Annotated in this window: 18 protein-coding genes; 10 read left to right on the forward strand and 8 right to left on the reverse strand. The window is 71.1% G+C overall.

The genetic code is table 11. The features are described 5' to 3' along the window. The first annotated feature begins 114 nt into the window (after positions 1-114). From OO62_RS10460 to OO62_RS10470, 3 genes are all read left to right on the forward strand, one after another. On the forward strand, positions 115-1,470 hold the full coding sequence (locus OO62_RS10460) for a serine hydrolase domain-containing protein (protein ID WP_033267114.1): 1,356 nt from the start codon (positions 115-117) through the stop codon (positions 1,468-1,470). Positions 1,471-1,584: 114 nt separating this feature from the next. After that, on the forward strand, positions 1,585-2,730 hold the full coding sequence (locus tag OO62_RS10465) for a pyridoxal-phosphate-dependent aminotransferase family protein (protein ID WP_051732965.1): 1,146 nt from the start codon (positions 1,585-1,587) through the stop codon (positions 2,728-2,730). Positions 2,731-3,199: 469 nt separating this feature from the next. Then, positions 3,200-3,958 (forward strand): TetR/AcrR family transcriptional regulator, encoded by a 759-nt coding sequence (locus OO62_RS10470; protein ID WP_033267031.1) that lies wholly within the window; start codon positions 3,200-3,202, stop codon positions 3,956-3,958. A 51-nt stretch (positions 3,959-4,009) separates the two neighbouring features. Here OO62_RS10470 and OO62_RS10475 read toward each other — a convergent pair whose 3' ends face one another. Both OO62_RS10475 and OO62_RS10480 read right to left on the reverse strand, forming a co-directional pair. Then, entirely contained in the window at positions 4,010-4,462 is a 453-nt protein-coding gene (locus OO62_RS10475; protein WP_033267032.1) for a GNAT family N-acetyltransferase, read from the reverse strand. 95 nt (positions 4,463-4,557) lie between these two features. Continuing rightward, on the reverse strand, positions 4,558-5,094 hold the full coding sequence (locus tag OO62_RS10480) for a MarR family winged helix-turn-helix transcriptional regulator (RefSeq protein ID WP_033267033.1): 537 nt from the start codon (positions 5,092-5,094) through the stop codon (positions 4,558-4,560). A 133-nt stretch (positions 5,095-5,227) separates the two neighbouring features. Here OO62_RS10480 and OO62_RS10485 point away from each other — a divergent pair, with 133 nt between their 5' ends. Both OO62_RS10485 and OO62_RS10490 read left to right on the forward strand, forming a co-directional pair. Next, entirely contained in the window at positions 5,228-6,448 is a 1,221-nt protein-coding gene (locus OO62_RS10485; protein WP_033267034.1) for an MFS transporter, read from the forward strand. 165 nt (positions 6,449-6,613) lie between these two features. Continuing rightward, complete coding sequence (locus tag OO62_RS10490) at positions 6,614-7,105, forward strand: GlcG/HbpS family heme-binding protein (protein WP_078617104.1); 492 nt, start codon at positions 6,614-6,616, stop codon at positions 7,103-7,105. 130 nt (positions 7,106-7,235) lie between these two features. Here OO62_RS10490 and OO62_RS10495 read toward each other — a convergent pair whose 3' ends face one another. Next, on the reverse strand, positions 7,236-7,793 hold the full coding sequence (locus OO62_RS10495) for a hypothetical protein (protein WP_033267116.1): 558 nt from the start codon (positions 7,791-7,793) through the stop codon (positions 7,236-7,238). Between the two features lie 264 nt (positions 7,794-8,057). Between OO62_RS10495 and OO62_RS10500 the strand changes: the two genes are divergently transcribed. The 3 genes from OO62_RS10500 to OO62_RS10510 all read left to right on the forward strand — a co-directional run bounded on the left by OO62_RS10500 (position 8,058) and on the right by OO62_RS10510 (position 12,169). Then, a complete protein-coding gene (locus OO62_RS10500; protein ID WP_033267035.1) occupies positions 8,058-8,693 on the forward strand; it encodes an HAD family hydrolase in 636 nt (211 codons plus the stop codon). A gap of 835 nt (positions 8,694-9,528) precedes the next feature. After that, positions 9,529-11,223 carry a globin domain-containing protein gene (locus OO62_RS10505; RefSeq protein WP_410177142.1) on the forward strand — a complete coding sequence of 565 codons (1,695 nt, stop codon included), beginning with the start codon at positions 9,529-9,531 and terminating at the stop codon, positions 11,221-11,223. Between the two features lie 49 nt (positions 11,224-11,272). Next, the gene (locus tag OO62_RS10510) at positions 11,273-12,169 is read left to right on the forward strand and encodes a pyridoxamine 5'-phosphate oxidase family protein (RefSeq protein WP_033267037.1); all 897 of its coding nucleotides are present in this window, start codon (positions 11,273-11,275) and stop codon (positions 12,167-12,169) included. 99 nt (positions 12,170-12,268) lie between these two features. Here OO62_RS10510 and OO62_RS10515 read toward each other — a convergent pair whose 3' ends face one another. The 5 genes from OO62_RS10515 to OO62_RS10535 all read right to left on the reverse strand — a co-directional run bounded on the left by OO62_RS10515 (position 12,269) and on the right by OO62_RS10535 (position 16,037). Further along, complete coding sequence (locus OO62_RS10515; protein ID WP_033267038.1) at positions 12,269-12,748, reverse strand: NUDIX domain-containing protein; 480 nt, start codon at positions 12,746-12,748, stop codon at positions 12,269-12,271. Between the two features lie 48 nt (positions 12,749-12,796). Next, positions 12,797-13,693 (reverse strand): LysR family transcriptional regulator, encoded by an 897-nt coding sequence (locus OO62_RS10520; protein ID WP_033267039.1) that lies wholly within the window; start codon positions 13,691-13,693, stop codon positions 12,797-12,799. 236 nt (positions 13,694-13,929) lie between these two features. Next, positions 13,930-15,063, reverse strand: a complete 1,134-nt coding sequence (locus OO62_RS10525; RefSeq protein WP_033267040.1) for a cystathionine gamma-lyase — start codon at positions 15,061-15,063, stop codon at positions 13,930-13,932. Beyond that, positions 15,060-15,656 carry a low molecular weight protein-tyrosine-phosphatase gene (locus tag OO62_RS10530; RefSeq protein WP_033267041.1) on the reverse strand — a complete coding sequence of 199 codons (597 nt, stop codon included), beginning with the start codon at positions 15,654-15,656 and terminating at the stop codon, positions 15,060-15,062. Before OO62_RS10530 ends, OO62_RS10525 begins: the two co-directional genes overlap by 4 nt. A gap of 3 nt (positions 15,657-15,659) precedes the next feature. Then, entirely contained in the window at positions 15,660-16,037 is a 378-nt protein-coding gene (locus tag OO62_RS10535) for a phage holin family protein (protein ID WP_033267042.1), read from the reverse strand. 49 nt (positions 16,038-16,086) lie between these two features. Here OO62_RS10535 and OO62_RS10540 point away from each other — a divergent pair, with 49 nt between their 5' ends. Beyond that, entirely contained in the window at positions 16,087-16,404 is a 318-nt protein-coding gene (locus OO62_RS10540) for a cupin domain-containing protein (RefSeq protein WP_033267043.1), read from the forward strand. 228 nt (positions 16,405-16,632) lie between these two features. Continuing rightward, on the forward strand, positions 16,633-16,854 hold the full coding sequence (locus OO62_RS37765; protein ID WP_033267044.1) for a DUF5326 family protein: 222 nt from the start codon (positions 16,633-16,635) through the stop codon (positions 16,852-16,854). The last annotated feature ends 254 nt before the right edge of the window (positions 16,855-17,108 follow it).

The following is a 17,108-nucleotide window of genomic DNA, read 5'->3' on the forward strand; positions in this document are numbered from 1 at the left end:
AGCGCCATGACCACCACCCAGTCCGCGGATTCCCCTGACGCCGGGGCGAACGTCCCCGGGCCCGTCGGCGGGGCGCCGGTGCCGTTCGATACGCCTGCGGAGTTCGCGCAGTTGATGCCCCAGACGCGGCGGGCGCTGCTGCGGCGGCTGGCCGGTGGGCAGGCCGAAGGGCGGGCGCCCTCGATGATGGGGGCCGTGGTCCGGGGCGGACGTGCGGTGTGGACCGGCGCCCGGAGTTCGGTCGACGGGGAGGTCCCACACGCCGATGTGCAGTACCGGATCGGCTCTCTCACCAAGACTTTCGTCGCCGTGCTGGTGATGCGGCTGCGGGACGAGGGGCTGCTGCGGCTGGCGGACCCGGTCGGCAAGCACCTGGAGGACACCCCGGTTCCGGACGCGACAGTGGCTCAGCTCCTCGCGCACAGTGCGGGGCTGGCGGCGGAAACAGCTGGGCCCTGGTGGGAACGGACCCCTGGCACGCTGCGCCCGGAGCCGGCCGACCTCTTCGGCGAACGCCCTCAGCGGCTCCCCGCCGGCCGGTGGCACCACTACTCCAACCCTGGATATGCGCTGCTCGGAGCGCTGGTCGAACGGCTGCGGGGCGGTACACCGTGGAGCGAGGTGCTGCGCCGCGAGGTACTGGACCCGCTGGGCATGGGCCGTACGACGCTGCAGCCGGAGATGCCGCACGCCGGTGGCTGGGCGGTGCATCCGTGGGCCGATGTGATGCTGCCGGAACCGGCGCAGGACACCGGGCTGATGGCCCCCGCGGGGCAGCTGTGGTCGACGCTGGAGGACCTGTGCCGCTGGGCGGCCTTTCTGCTGCGGGGCGATGAGCGGGTGCTGAGCGCATCGAGCCTGGCCGATATGCGGCGGCCGGCCGTGCCGCCGGAGGAGACCGCCGGCCAGGCGGGGTACGGGCTGGGACTGCAGCTCGTACGGCACGAAGGGCGGCCGCTGTTCGGGCACTCCGGCTCGATGCCCGGCTTCCTGGCATCGCTGTGGGCCGATGCCGAGGAGGACGTCGCCGGCATCGTGCTCGCCAACTGCACCTCCGGGCCTGCTGTCTCGGCGATTGCCATCGATCTCGCCGGAATCGTGAGCGAGCACGAGCCCCGGATCCCCGAGCCCTGGCGCCCCCAGCCGGAACCGCTCGACCCGGAGCTGCTGGCGCTGACCGGCCCTTGGTACTGGGGCGCGAACCCCCATGTGCTGCGGCTGCGCGCCGAGCGCGCGCTGGAGCTCACGCCGCTGTCGGGGCAGGGCCGCTCCTCGCGGTTCCGGGCCGAGGAGGACGGCACCTGGACCGGGCTGAACGGCTATTACGAGGGGGAGACGCTGAGGGTGGTGCGGGACCGGGACGGTTCGGTCAGCCATCTGGACCTCGGCACCTTCGTGTTCACCCGCGGGCCGTACGAGCCGTCGGCGCCGGTACCGGGCGGGGTGGACCCGGGCGGCTGGCGGCCGTGAGCCCCCTCCGGCTGTGGCCGGGCCCGTACGGCGGCGGCGCGGCGGTCGGACGTACAGTCGAGGCCGGACGTCAGGAGCCGCGCCGAGGCGGCTCGCTACCGCTGGAAGGCCCTGGTGACTGCTGTGTCTGACCCCGCCGCGAACTCCGCTGCCCCGGACCTGCTCGACCTGCCGCCGCTCACCGCGGCCCGCTTCGCGCAGATCGAGGACAAGGTGGCCGCGCTGATGCGCACCCGCTGCGATGTTGTGGCGATGCAGGGCGAGGCGCTGCTGCCGCTGGAGGCGTGTATCCGCTCGGCCGTGCGGCCCGGCAGCACCGCGCTGAACATCATCACTGGGCCCTACGGCGAGACCTTCGGTGGCTGGCTGCGGTCGTGCGGGGCCGAGGTGATCGACCTCAGCGCACCGTTCACGGGCGCGGTGGACCCGCAGCAGGTGGCGGAAGCGCTGCGCGAGCACCCCGAGATCGACTTCGTGAGTCTGGTGCACGCGGAGGCGGCCACCGGCAACACCAATCCTGTTGCGGCCATCGCCGAGGTGGTCAGGGAGCACGGTGCGCTGCTGATGCTGGACGCGGTCGCCTCGGTGGGTGCCGAGCCGCTGCTGACCGATGAGTGGGGGGTGGACCTCTGCGTGATCGGCGGGCAGAAGGCGCTGGCCGGGCCCGCCGGGGTGTCCGTCGCCTCGGTCAGCGCCCGCGCCTGGGAGCGGATCGCCGCCAATGAGCAGGCTCCGCGGCGCTCGTACCTCTCGCTGCTGGACTGGAAGGAGCGCTGGATCGACGGCGGACGCACCGCTCTGCCGCACGCTCCGGCGCAGCTGGAGATGCTCGCCCTGGAACAGGCGGCAGACCGTATCGACGCCGAGGGACTGGATGCGGTCATCGCCCGGCACCGGGCGGCGTCCGCGGCCACGCGGGCCGGGGTACGGGCGCTCGGCGGGCTCACCCCCTATGTCGTACGCGACGAGGACGCGGCGCCGGCTGCGACGACGCTCCGCGCCCCCGAGGGAGTCGACGCGCGGGAGATCGTGAGCGCCGCGCTTGCGGTCGACGCTGCGGTGCCGGTACAGGCTGCGGCGGGCACGCTGGCCAAGGAGATGATCCGGGTGAACCACTATGGCCGCGCGGCCGACCGGGCGGTGGTCACCGCGTCGTTGGTGGCGCTGGCGGGCGGGCTGCGTGCGCTCGGGGTGGCCGTGGACGCTGAGGGCGCGGCGGTGGCTGCGGGCGAGGCATGGGATGCGGTGACGATCGACTGATCCATGGTGCGCAGGGCCGTGTTTCACGTGAAACACGGCCCTCCTCCATTTTGTCCGTGTTCAGCGGCCTGGTTTCACGTGAAACCAGGCCGCTTTGCGTTTCTAGGGCCCGGGGGCACGTTGCTGTCCCGCGACTGCCTATCTACCTCCAACCTCCCTGTAATAGGCGGTAGTTGGGCACGGCCCGTTGAGAGGTAAGCGAGATGCCGTTCACCCGCGGAGGTGACCTCATCGGCGGTAGAGGGGCCGACGGCGTTCTTGTTCCGTCAGGAGTAGTCCGGTGGCGCTCCAGCAGCTCCGGCGGGACGCTTGATGCCGAAGACGCCCTCCATGACCCGGCCGACGCGAACACCGGGTCCCCAGGCGCTCAGTGATCTTGCTGAGAGCCTCCCGTAGAATCGGAATGGGCGACCCGCTTGGTGGCGCGGCAGTCGACCCGGGACGAGAACGTTTCTCAGGAGGCTCGGTGATGCCGGACGGTGGCGCGGCGCGTGAGGTGACGGCCCCGCGTGCGGATGCCCGACGGAACCGGGCGCTCGTGCTCCAAGCGGCCCGATTCGCCTTCGAGGAAATGGGGTTGGGAGTCCCGCTCGGGGAGATCGCGCGCCGCGCAGGGGTCGGGGCCGGGACGGTCTACCGCCATTTCCCTTCCAAGGACGCCCTGTTCAGGGCCGCCGTCGTGGATCGGATCGAGCTTTTCACCGACACCGCAAGGGACTTGGTGGATGCCGAGGACGCTGGTGCTGTGTTCTTTCGCTTCCTTGCGTCGGTGGTGCGGCTCACATCACGGAACAAGGCGCTGTGTGACGCGCTGGAGACGGCCGGCGCGGGGCCCTTCGCCCCGTCCCCGGGAGCCGGGCGGGACTTCGACGAGGCGCTGGAGGCCCTGCTGACCAGGGCCCAACAGGCAGGCGCCGTACGGCGGGACGTCGGTATGACGGACCTCAGGGCGCTGCTCGTGGGCTGCCTCTCGATGGAGCGGGCCCGGGCCGCGGGGGGCTCGGAGGTCGACGCCCCGGGGCGGATGACGGCGCTGATGTGCGACGCGCTGCGGGCAAGGCCGAGCGTAACGAAACTTCCGCCGAAGGCCGGAAAGCGTAACGAATCTCGATGTGAGGTATGCGGTGCGGCGCTCGCGGCGGCCCGCACGGGACGCCCGGCGCGCTACTGCGGTGGCGCGTGCCGGCAGAAGGCCCACCGAGCGCGGGGGCGTACGCGGCGCCCCTGAGACCACCAGGCGCCGGTCGCCCGTTGCTTGCCGCCCGCCGACGGTTGTCTGTCAGAGCGCGAGCTTGAATCCCAGGTGGGATGCCTCGAAGCCGAGCCGTTCGTAGAAGCGGTGCGCATCGACCCGGGTCGCGTCGGAGGTGAGCTGCACCATCTGGCAGCCGAGCGTGCGCGACTCCGCGACCGCCCACTCGATGAGCTGACTGCCGAGGCCGGTGCCGCGCTCGTCGCGGTGGATCCGTACGGCCTCGATGATCGAGCGGGTGGCACCGCGCCGGGACAGGCCGGGAATGACCGTGAGCTGGAGAGTTCCGATCGTCCGTCCCTCGCGCACGGCGACCACCAGCTGCTGCTGCGGGTCTGCGGCCAGCGTCTTGTACGCGGCGCGATACGGCGCCAGGTCGTCCGGCGACTCGCGGGCGGCGCCGAGCGGATCATCGGCGAGCATCGCGACGATGGCGGGCAGATCGGCCTCGGTTGCGCGGCGTATCTCGATATCGCTCATGGGCGCGACCCTATGCCGTGTGTTCACAGGGCCGGCAGGCAGGCGACCGGGCGGTGCCTGCCCGTCCGGCGCCGTCCGGCTCCCGTCCCGCGGCGTCAGCGGGCGGCGGGCGGCGCGAGCGCTTCGACGGCCGTGACCAGCGGTGCCAGCTCGGGGCGCCGCCCAGCCTCCTGGAGGGCATCACGCAGTGCGCCGTCGTGCGTAGGGCGTGCCTCCACCAGGAGCGCGAGGCCGTCCGGCGTGACGTTGGTGTAGATGCCGCGGCGGTCGTCGGGGCACAGATAGCGCGAGAGCAGCCCGCGCTCCTCGAGCCGCGTGACCAGGCGGGTGGTCGCGCTCTGGCTGAGCACGACGGAGTCCGCGACCTGGTGCATCCGCAGGTGACCGCCCGGCCCGTCGTGCTGCTCGCTGAGCACGTTGAGGACCGAGAACTCGCGCACGCTGAGGTCGTGGCCGGCCTGCAGCGCGCGCTCGATGTGCGACTCGATGCGGCTGTGCAGGGCGGAAAGCGCGCACCAACCTTGCGCGAGGCCGGGTTCCGGCGCCGACGGGCAGCCGGGCGCGTCCGCTGCCGTCTGCCGGGCCGCTGCCTGCTCCCGCTCTTTCTGCTTCTCGCGCGTCTGCTGCGTCATCGAAGACCTCCTCAAGGGGCGCACCCACCAGGATAGGCCACGATCGAAATATCCGGCGCTTGCAATTAACCCGCGTCTGCAATTATTGTGGACGCTCGTAAGGGACGGACGCAATCATTTGAAGGGATCCGTCATGCCTCTCGCACTCCTGGCTCTTGCCATCGGTGCCTTCGGGATCGGCACGACCGAGTTCGCGGTCATGGGTCTGCTGCCCGACATGGCGGCCGGCTTCGGTGTCTCCATCCCCCTCGCCGGATACGCGACCACGGTCTACGCACTCGGCGTGGTGATCGGCGCCCCGCTGATGACCACGCTGGGTACGCGCTTCACCCGCAAGCAGATGCTGACCCTCCTGATGGGCCTGTTCATCGTCGGCAACCTGCTCACGGGCCTCGCGCCGAACTTTTGGATCATGCTGGTCGGGCGGATCGTGGCCGCGTTCACGCACGGCGCCTTCTTCGGTATCGGCGCACTCGTGGCCGCCGACCTGGTCGCGCCACAGAAGCGCGCCACCGCCATCTCGTTGATGTTCAGCGGCCTGACCATCGCCAACGTCGTGGGCGTGCCGGTCGGCACGATGCTCAGCCAGCAGTCCGGCTGGCGCACCACCTTCTATGCCATCACCGCGCTCGGTGTGATCGGACTGCTCGGCATCGTCAAGCTGATCCCGGCGCATGAGGCGAAGGCGGCCTCGCCCATAGGCAAGGAACTCGCGGTCTTCCGCAACCCGCAGGTCGGTCTCGCGATGCTGATGACCATCCTGGGCTTCGGCGGTGTCTTCGCGGCCGTCACCTACCTCGCCTCGATGATGACCGAGGTCACCGGCTTCGCGCCGTCCTCCGTCATCTGGCTGACGGCCATCTTCGGCCTCGGCATGGTCGGCGGAAACCTGGTCTCCGGGCGCTTCACCGACCGCGCCATGATGCCGATGCTGTACGTGTCGCTGACGGGTCTGGCGCTCTCGCTGGCCGCGTTCAACTTCACCGCGCACAACAAGATCGCCGCGACCGTCACCATCGCACTGATCGGCATCTTCGGCTTCGCGACCGTGCCGCCGCTGCAGAAGCGGGTGATGGACCAGGCGGCCTCAGCGCCCACCCTCGCCTCGGCCGGCAACATCGCGGCCTTCAACTTCGGTAACGCACTGGCCGCTTGGCTCGGCGGGCTCGTCATCTCGGCCGGCCTCGGCTACACCGCGCCCAACTGGGTCGGCGCGCTGATGACCGTCGCGGCCCTCGGGGTGGCGATATTCGCCTCCCTGCTGGAACGCCGCCAGAGCGGCCGCAGCAAGGTCGTGACCGCGGGCGGGCCCGGACTGGTGGCCGACGAGCCCGTAGCGGCGGGACAGCGCTGACGGCTGAGGGCCCGCGCCCAACGGCCGCCCACGTCACCACTCTTACCGCGCTCCGCACACCGCGCTCCGTTCCCCACCGGACTGCGTACCTCATTCCCCCCACCGCCAGGGCTGGCAGTGCCGCGCGTGCTGCCGCACCCACCGAACTCCCCCAAGGACACGCCGATGAGCACCACCACCCCCACCTCGACTTCCCTCTCCGCTCCCCCCGCCAGCGCTCCGTCCAGCTCGGCTGCCGTTCCGACGGTCCGGCCGCTGACCACCGGTGAGGCCGAAGCCCTGATCGGGGCCGTCGTACGCGCCGCCGACGACTTGGGCGTCCGGGGGAGCGTCACCGTGCTGGACGCGGGCGGCCATCTGCTCGCGTTCCGACGGGACGACGCGGCCGTGCTGATCTCCGGCGAGACCAGCACCCGCAAGGCGTACACCGCGCTTCAGCTGGACGCGCCGACCGCCGACCTGGTCGATCTCGTACGGCCCGACGGCCTTTTCCACACGCTGCCCACGGCGCTGGACCGGCCGCTGCTCTTCCTGGCGGGTGGTGTGCCGCTCCACCGGGACGGCCGGCTGATCGGCGCGATCGGCGTCGGTGGTGGCGCCCCCGAGCAGGACCATCGGATCGCCGGTGCGGCGATAGCGGAGCTGGGCCTCGCCTGACCCCGCGGCGCGTCGTCCGCCGGCGGAGCTGTCCGCCGGCGGGCGAAGCCACTGGCGGAGCCGTCCACCAGAGGGCCGAGCCACCAGAGGGCCGGGCCGCCGGCGGGCCGGGCCTCCGGTGGATCGTCCGCTAGCTAAGGGTCGCCCCCGCCTTGCCGTTCCCCTGTGCCGGTGTGCCCGGCCTCGGCCGCCTGGGGCCTGACCGCAGTCGGCGGCCGCGTGCGGTCAGGCCCCAGGGCTTGAGGACGGAGATCGCGGTGATGAAGAAGTAGGTGGCCGTGGCGACGGCCGGCGCGACGACGAGATCGATGGCGGGACCGGGAGTGCCCGCGGCCGCTTCGGCGGCCTGGTGGTTGATGCCCGGGCGCAGTGCGAAGACCGACAGCAGCACGGTCACGACAGTCAGCCAGAACTTGAGGTAGACCCAGCGATGCCGGGCCAGCCCCCAGGGGGTGCCCAGTGACAGCACCAAGCCGCTGACCAGCGTTGCCAGGGCGACGGGCAGGACCAGCCAGTCACCGAAGATCTTCATCGCTCGGTACGCGGCCGTAGCCATATCGGGAGAGCCGGTCGTACAGCCTGTGATGCCGAGTGCCAGCAGCCCGAGGGCCAGGCCGAGCCAGCTGACGGATACGGCGACATGGAGGACGAGGAGCGTCCGGCGGGCGGGGCGGGTGAGCTGCTGCATACCGTCCACGGTCGCGGCCGGATCCCCGCCGTACATCTGCCCGCGGGAGTAACCCCGCATACGCGCCCTTGAGTACGGCCCCCAGCCTCCCCCCCCCACAGCCCTCAGATTCCCGGACGCCCAGCCCCAGACCTCAGGCCCCAGACCCCAAACCCCAGACCCACATTTCACCAACCCCGCTGCACACTCCCCGCACGGCCCGCCACCCGCCCCCGGGGCCCCCGGGGGTTCCGTTCGCTTGCATGCGTCCTACGCTCCTCGCCCATGGGGAAGCTGCATCTGTTCGACATGGACGGGACTCTGCTCTACGGGTCCGCGGCCGCCGTGGAGATAGCCCGGCAACTCGGCCTGGAGCGGGAGACCGCGGAGCTGGAGCGCGGGTTTGCCGCGGGGAAGCTGACGCCGCTGCAGTACGCGCAACTGTCGTGTGAGCTGTGGGCCGCGGAGCTGACCGAGCTTCATGTGGCGGCGGCCTTCGACGGTGCGCCCTGGCTCAGCGGAATTCGGGAGGTCTGGGCAGATATCCGGGCGCGCGGGGAACGGTGTGCGGTGATTTCTCTCTCGCCCAGTTTCTTCGTCGAACGGCTGCTGGCCTGGGGAGTGGACACCGCGCACGGTTCGCTGTGGCCCGCCGTGCCGTTCCGGCAGCCGGTGGAACCGGCCGGCATCCTCTCGTCGGCGGCGAAGGTGCGCATCGCGGATGAACTCTGCGCGCAGTACGGGCTGACGCGGGCCGACTGTGTGGCGTACGGCGACTCACTGTCCGACACCGCGCTGTTCGCGGCGGTGCCCCGGTCGGTGGCCGTGAACGCCGATCACCATGTCAGTGGCCTCGCTTGGGCTGCGTACGCGGGGCGTGATCTGCGAGGGGCCTATGAACTGGTGCGTACCGACCAGTAATTCCTGGCTTTCTTCAGAGAATCGCCCCTTCAAGGTACGGAAAATGCCCTCTGTGGGGAGGATCACCGAAATCGGAGGGGCCGCGCGGAGTGTTCCAAGATCAGGGCTTGTGGTTTCAACTACTGCCGGTATGGTCGAGTCCGGCTTGGCGGGGTAAGGGCTTCCGCGGGCCGCGAAGGGCGGGCAAAGCTCACCAGCCTAGCGGTGAAGTGGCCCGTGACACCCGGACTTCCGGCTATTTGTCCGTTCCGATGAGCAGGGGTGGCATGGTGTTGACGCGCCGTCTGTCCTGCGTTGTCGCAGGGAAGTGGGGTTTGTCCGCTTTAGCGGGTGTTGCCGGGATCGCTTGAGGCGATGAAGAATTCCGGGACAGGGCGGGGGAATTGCGGGCAGTTCCGCTCCACGGAACTGCGAAGTCAACCGAAAGACGTTCGAGGCGAGGCAGACCATGGACGCTCCGACCACCACGTCGGCCGATAACGGCTCTTCTGGCGGCAGCCGTGGCGATTGGGGTTGGTTCACTCCGCCGGCGAAGAAGTCCTCCGATGAACAGCGGGAGCGACAGGACGGTCAGGGCCACCCGGATGAGGACGGCCGTACCGAACCGGACGGCCGGGGTGAGCGCGACGACCACAACGACCGCGGTGACCGCGATCATCGGGAGAACCGCGGCGACTTCGGCGATCGGTACGACGGGAATGGGTCGTACAACGGGAATGGGTCGTACAGCGGGAATGCCCCGTACGACGGGAACAGAACGTATGGCGGGAATGCCCCGCACGGTACCGGTGAACGCGGCGGCCGGGAGCAGATACCCAGTCGGCCGGTCAATCCCATCCGGCCGGTAGGCACCGCCGCCGCGCGTGAACGCGAGGCCGAACCGCCGCAGCTTCCCCAGCGGCACCACGAGACGGCCCCGCACCCCACCGCCCCGTCCCCCGCACCCGCCGCCCCCTACGCCGAGCAGCCCGCCGCCGCGGACCCCGGGTATCCGGACCCCTTCTCCCCGTACGCGCCCCCGCGCCCGGAGGCCGAACCGGCCCGGGAGCAGGCCCGCCCGTCCGTGTGGGAGCGCGAGCCCGTGCGGGGCCGTGAGCCCGAGCCCGTCCACGAACCGGCGCGCCCCGGCGGTGCGGCACCGGCCCCGGCCCCCGCCCCAGGCTCCACCCAGACCTCCGCCCCCGCGCCGGCCCCTCAGGCCCCCGCGCCCGCATCAGCCGCATCGGCCCCTGCGCCTGCCCCGGCCCCCCAGCGCCCCGCCCCCGCATCGCCCGTCCAGAACGACGTCGCGGCGGCCCCCTACTTCGCGGCCAAGCAGCGTCCGGCCGTGCCGGCGGCTGAGCCCTCGCTCGAAGCCCTGCACGCCTCGGCCGCTTCCGCGGAAGCCGCTTCGCCCGACGCGCTCCTCATCCGTCGCACCATGGCCGAGATCGAGCCGGTGGCCGACAAGGTCACGTCGTACTTCTACGCGCTGCTGTTCGTCCAGCACCCCGACCTGCGGGCGCTCTTCCCCGCCTCGATGGACGCTCAGCGCGACCGGCTGTTCAAGGCGCTGCTCACCGCCGCCCAGCACGTCGACAACGCCGCCGTGCTCAAGGCGTACCTCGCCAACCTCGGCCGCGGTCATCGCAAGTACGGCACCCAGCCCGACCACTACCCCGCGGTCGGCGAGTGCCTGCTCAGCGCCCTGGCGCGGTATGCGACCTCCAGTTGGGGGCCGGAGACCGAGGCCGCGTGGGTGCGCGCGTACACCGCGATCTCCCAGATCATGATCGACGCGGCGGCCGAGGACGAGGCCGTGGCGCCCGCGTGGTGGCAGGCCGAGGTCGTCTCGCACGAGCTGCGCACCCCCGACATCGCGGTGGTGACGGTCCGCCCGGACCAGCCCTACCCGTTCCGCGCCGGCCAGTACACCAGCGTGGAAACCCCCTGGTGGCCGCGGGTCTGGCGGCACTACTCCTTCGCCTCGGCACCGCGCTCCGACGGTCTGCTGTCGTTCCACGTCAAGGCGGTTCCGGCGGGCTGGGTCTCCAACGCGATGGTCCACCGGGCCCGCCCCGGTGACATCATCCGGCTCGGCGCGCCGGCCGGCTCGATGACCGTCGACCACTCCACCCGCAACGGTCTGCTGTGCGTCGGCGGCGGCACCGGTATCGCGCCCATCAAGGCGCTGATCGAGGACGTCGCGGAACACGGCATCCGCCGGCCCGTCGACGTCTTCTACGGTGCCCGCACCGATCACGACCTCTACGACCTGGACACCATGCTGCGCCTGGAGCAGACCCACCAGTGGCTCTCGGTCCGCCCGGTGGTCGCCAACGGGCCCGCGGTCCGGGGCGGGACCAGCAGTGAGACCGGACAACTGCCGGACGCCGTACGGCAATACGGGCCCTTCCGCGAGTACGACGCCTATCTTTCCGGGCCGCCCGGCCTGATCCGTAGCGGCGTGGACGCTTTGGTGGGGGTCGGCATCCCGACCGACCGCATACGGCACGACTCCATTGAAGAGCTGGTCGCGGCAGGAGATTGAGGTCTTGGCAGCACAAGGCGAATACGGGCCGACAGGGGAGGGGTGGGGCATGCCCCGACAGGAGCGCCCAGGCAGCGACGGCGAACACCTGGTTCAGCAGCGACTCGGTACGACCGAGCGCGCGGACCGTTTCTACGGGGACCAGGTGCTCGATCACCTCAACGCCCGTATGCAGGAGTTCCTGGTCCGGCAGGAGATGTTCTTCCTGGCCACCGCCGACCGGCACGGGGAGTGCGACTCGACGTTCCGGGCCGGCCCGCCCGGCTTCATCCAGGTGCTCGGCGACCGGACGCTGGCCTACCCGGAATACCGTGGCAACGGTGTCATGGCGTCCATCGGCAACATCTCGGAGAATCCGCGCCTGGGCATGCTGGTGATCGACTTCACCCGCGACCGCATCGGGCTGCACATCAACGGCCGGGCGCGGGTCGTGCTGGACGAGGAGATGCGGGCGGCGCACCCCGGCCTCCCGGTCGACCCGATTCCCGGGCGCCGCGCCCAGCTGTGGGTCACGGTCGACGTCGAAGAGGCGTACATCCACTGCGCCAAGCACATTCCGCATCTGCAGAAGGTCCCGGCGCAGCAGCGCGGGGCGCGGGCCTGGGGCACGGACGACGTCAAGCGCAAGGGCGGGGACTTCTTCGGCGCGGCAGCCGAGGCGGCCGAGCGGGCGCCGTTCCGGCGGGCCGAGCGCAAGGACGAGCACCTGCGGGGCGGACTGCACGAGGACACCGATGCCGTGACGCACCACGATGTCCCTCAGGAGCCCGGTGCGCGGCAGGTGAACGGTGCCGGACACCGTTTCGCGGACCGGAACGACTTCGTGGAGGAGCTGAACGCGGAGTTCCTTGACCGGGTGGAGCGGGTGCTGGCGCGCGCCCAGCCGCGCCGGTCCACGGAGGACGAGCCCGAGTTCCTCGGGTGGTTCGGCCGCCGCGACGGCTGACCTCCCCGGGCCCGCCGCGACGGCTGACCTCCCCGGGCCCGCGGCGACAGCTGATCCCCGGGCCCGCCGCGGCGGCCGGCGCCTCGGCCCGGCCGTCGGTCAGCCCAGGTCGGGGGCGTGCATCGCGCGTACGCCCTCGATGTTGCCGTCCAGGTAGTGCCGCAGGGAGAGCGGAACGACCTCGACGGAGGCGATGCCGACGCGGGTGAACGGCACCCGCACGATCTCGTACTCCCCGCAGGGCTCCTCGACCTCGGGGCCGTGCCGGCGTGAGAGGTCCATCGAGTCGAGCCGGCAGACGAAGAAGTGCTGCACCTTCACGCCGTCCACCCCGCCGTCGCTGAAGTGCTCGACGGTGTCGACGAAGACCGGCACCACGTCCTTGATCTTCGCGCCGAGTTCTTCGTCCAGTTCACGGTGGAGGGCGTCGATGACGGTGGCGTCCTCGGCCTCGACCCCGCCGCCGGGGGTGATCCAGTACGGGGCCCGGCCCGGCTTGGTGCGCTTGATCAGAACGAGATCCTCGCCGTCGAGCAGGATTGCGCGGGCGGTGCGTTTGACGACTGGCCGTACGGTCATAGTCGACAGATGCCGCAACCACGGCTTGGTGAAACCCCTGTCCCTTCGTCACCAGTCGACGGCGGAGCGCAGCAGCCACTCGTGCGCCCGCGCGATGTGCGGCAGGCCGAGCGTCCCGGTCCGTACGGCGAGGAAGTACGTGCGCAGCGGGGGCACGGGCGGGTCGAGCAGGGCGACGACCTCCCCGCGGTCCAGGGCCTCCGCACACAGGTAGCGAGGCAGGACGGCGAGGCCGGCGCCGGCGGTGACACAGGCCAGCACCGCGCGGAGGTCGGCGGCGATCACGGCGGCGGAGGCCGCGGGCTTGGCGTCGAAGACCGTGGACCAGTAGCGGGTGATCAGCGGGAGGCTCTCATGGACCTCCACGAGCGGCACCGGGTCGAGCAGGCGGACGCCGCCGGCCTGCAGCGCGGCCGGACCGCCCCACCCGTCCGCCCAGTGCGGCGCGGCGATCAGTACGTGCTCCTCGTCGCACAGCGGGGTGGCGGTGAGCAGCCCACCGCGCGGCCGGGTGGTGGTGACGGTCAGATCGTGGTGGCCGGCGGCCAGGCCGCTCAGCAGCTCGTCGGCCGAGCCGAAGGTGCTGCGTATGGACAGGCCCTGGGCGATCAGCGGGGTCAGCGCGGGAAGTGCGCGCTCGGCGAGGAACTCCGGGGGGCCGGCGAGATGGAGGGTGCGGGTGACCGAATCCCGGTCCAGACCGGCCTCGGTGATCTCGGTGAGCGCGTCCAGATGCGGGGCGACCTTGTGGGCGAGCTCGTCGCCGATGGTGGTGGGGGTGACGCCACGGGCGTAGCGGAGGAAGAGCGGACGGCCCAACTGGCGCTCCAGCGCGCGTATTTGGCTGGTCACCGCGGGCTGGGAGAGGCCGAGCAAGGCCGCGGCGCGAGTGAAGGAGCCGGCTCGGTGCACCGTGACGAAGGTACGCAGCAGAGCCAGATCCATCGCGTACCTCCTGCGCCCCTCGGAAGCCTGGTCGCGGGCCAACTATAAATTTGTCGATAGGGCTGTGTCGCTAGCGTGATTGGACACTGACGCTCAGTCAACTAGCCTTGTTCGAGCGGTTCGTTTCACGTGGAACATTCGGTTTCACGTGAAACACGTGGGCTCGAGCCACGTCGGACCGCGGGCCGGCAGGGTGACGAGGGGGGATACCCTGCCGGCCAACTTCGTCGGTCAGTTCACCGCGTCTCGTCCGCGGCCAGATCCAGCGCGCGGAGGACATCCGCGACGAGGTCCTCCGGCTCCTCCACACCCACCGAGAAGCGGATGAACCCCTCGGACACCGCGTCCCCGCCCCAGCGGGCGCGCCGCTCGGCACTGGACCGTACGCCGCCGAAGCTCGTCGCGTCGTCGACCAGGGTCAGCGCGGACAGGAACCGCTCGGCACGGGCCTTGTCCGGCAGCGCGAAGGACACCACGGAGCCGAAGTGGCCGGGACGCATCTGCCGGGCGGCGAGCTCGTGCGACGCATCGGACGGCAGGCCGGGGTGGCGCAGGCCGGTCACCTCCGGGCGATCGGCCAGCGCCGCGGCGAGCGCCAGCGCGCCGGCCGACTGCTGGCGGACCCGCAGGGCGAGGGTGGCGAGCGAGCGGTGCGCCAGCCAGCTCTCCATGGGGCCCGGGATGGCGCCCACAGTCTTGCGCCACAGCCGGACGGCGTCGGCCAGCGCCGCGTCACGGGTGCTGACGTATCCCAGCAGGACATCGCCGTGGCCGGTCAGCGCCTTGGTGCCGCTGGCGACCGAGAAGTCCGCGCCGAGGTCGAGCGGGCGCTGGCCGAGCGGCGTGGCGAGCGTGTTGTCGACGGCGACCAGCGCACCGCCGCGGTGTGCCGCCTCGGCCAGGCGCCGGATGTCGCAGACGTCGAGCCCGGGGTTGGACGGCGTCTCGATCCACAGCAGTCGGGCGCCGTCGAGCACCTCCAGCTGCGCGTCCTGTGCGGTCGGCGCGGTACGGACCTCGATGCCGTAGCTCTCCAGACGCGAGCGGACGGCCGGCAGCAGCTGGTAGCCGTCGCTGGGCAGGACCACCGCGTCGCCGGAGCGCAGCTGGGAGAAGAGGACGGCGCTGATCGCCGCCATACCGGAGGCGAAGGCGACGGTGTGCGCGCTCTCGTCCGGCGATTCGAGCTCGCCGATGGCTTGTTCCAGACGCGTCCAGGTGGGGTTGGCGTCCCGTCCGTAGGTGTACGGGCCGACGGCGTCGCCGGGGAGGTGGAAGTGCGCCGCGAAGACCGGCCCGGGAAGCGTCGGCTCATAGGCCGCCGGCTCCGGAAGTCCGGCTCGTACGACGCGGGTGCCGTCGCCCGTCATGCGCTCTCCTTTTCCTGCGGGTGTGCGGGGTCCGGCGCCGGTCGGCGGTCGTCGTACCCGGAGGCGCGGGCCGGGAGCACCGTGCGGGCGGTGACCGCGGTACGGACCGCCGCCAGCAGGCCGTCGCTCGCGGCCTCGACCATCTCCAGGCACTCCTCGAAGCCCGCGAAGTCGCCGTAGTAGGGGTCGGGTACGTCGAGGTCGTGCGCCGGGTCCGCGCCCTTGTCAGCGGCCTCGGCCGCGTACGAGCGCAGCAGCCGGACCTTGGCGGCGTCCTGTGCGGTGGGGGCCAGCCGGCGCAGTGCGCGCAGGTGGCCGGCGTCGAGCGCGATGACGAGGTCGAGACGGTCGAACCAGGAGGCGTGGAACTGCCGTGCGGTGTGAGCGGTTTCATAGCCGCCCGCGCGGAGCACCGCGACCGTGCGCGGATCGGCTCCGTCGCCCTCGTGCCAGCCGCCGGTGCCCGCGCTGTCCACCTCGACCAGGCCGTCGAGCCCGTCCTCCGCGAGGCGGGTGCGGAAGACGGACTCGGCCATCGGCGACCGGCAGATGTTGCCGGTGCAGACGAAGCAGATGCGGAAGGGGACGGTCAACGGTCAGTCCTCGTCGGGAAGGATCACATGCATCGCCCAGGAGACGATCGAGATGATCACGCCGCCGAGCAGCGCCGGCCAGAAGCCCGCCACATGGAAGGCGAGGTCGGCCTTGCCGGCGAGCCAGGAGGTCAGCAACAGCATCAGCGCGTTCACGACCAGAGTGATCAGGCCGAGAGTAAGGATGAACAGGGGGAAGGACAGCAGCTTCACGACGGGCTTGACGAGGAAGTTCACCAACCCGAAGATCAGCGCGACCAGGACCAGGGTCAGTATCTTGCGGCCGGTGTTCTCGCCGGTCAGCGTGATGTCCTTGAGCAGCCAGATGGCCACGGCAAGCGCCGCGGCGTTGGCGATCGTCTTGACCAGAAAATGCTTCATGGTGAGATCGTCGCAGACGAGTCTGAATCATCAGAGGGGTGCGAGCGGCATGAAGAGCTTCAGACTGGACGAGCTGGAGGCGGAACGGGCCGCGAACGACGGTGCTTATCTCCAGTTCATCCGGGAACGCAACATGTCGGTCGGCCTGTACGCCCTGGACGCGGGGAGCGCCGACCCCCAGCAGCCGCACCGCCAGGACGAGGTGTACTTCGTGGTCAGCGGCCGGGGGGCGATCACCATCGGTACGGAGACGGAGCCGGTGGCCCGCGGCAGCGTGATCTATGTGCCGGCCGGGGTGCCGCACAAGTTCCACCACATCAGCGAGGATCTCCGGGTGATGGTGGTCTTCTCTCCTCCTGAGAGCTAAGGGACGGGGCCCGGAACCCGTAGGGGAAGGGTCAGGGGAGGGCCGGGGCTGCGAGGCCCCCACGGCGGTGTTCCGCGCCCTAGCATCGTTGGTGAGGAAGAGCCGGAAGCGGCGCGGCGGAAGCGGCGCGCGGACGGTGCCCTCTGCGCAGCAGTGAGCGCAATGGACAGATAGCGCGGTACAGACACAGGTACAGACGGCGCGACAGACAGAAAGCAGGGCAGAGCAGTGGCTGGTAAGGGGATATTCGCGGGGCTTCCGTGGTGGGTCACCTGGGTCGTGATCCCCGTCGTCCTGATCGTGGTCTTCGGCGGCATGATCGCCACCGCGCTGGGCTTCCTGGTCAGTTTGCTGTTCAAGGTGCTCATCGCGGCGGCTCTGATAGCCGGAGTGGTCTACCTCGTCCGCCGGGTCAGCGGCTCGTCGTCCTCGTCGAAGAGCGACTGGTAAGTCACCGCCCTGCCCGGACGCCCGCCTCCCGGCGACGGCGTCCGGGCGGCCCTGTCCGCTACCGGCCCGACCACGGTCGACGCCGGTGCGGCCACCCTTCTGATGCCGGCCAGGCCCGGCCACCCCTCCTGATGCCGGCCCGGAGCCTCTCCCGGCCCCGACCCCGACCCCGGCCCGAATCCCCTCCCGGCTGCCTCCGTTGGCGGGCCGATCGCGTCAGATGTCGATCCGAACGCGTTCGAGTACGGACCGGC

Origin of the sequence: Streptomyces lydicus, from assembly GCF_000717345.1 — a bacterium.
Classification (GTDB): domain Bacteria; phylum Actinomycetota; class Actinomycetes; order Streptomycetales; family Streptomycetaceae; genus Streptomyces; species Streptomyces lydicus.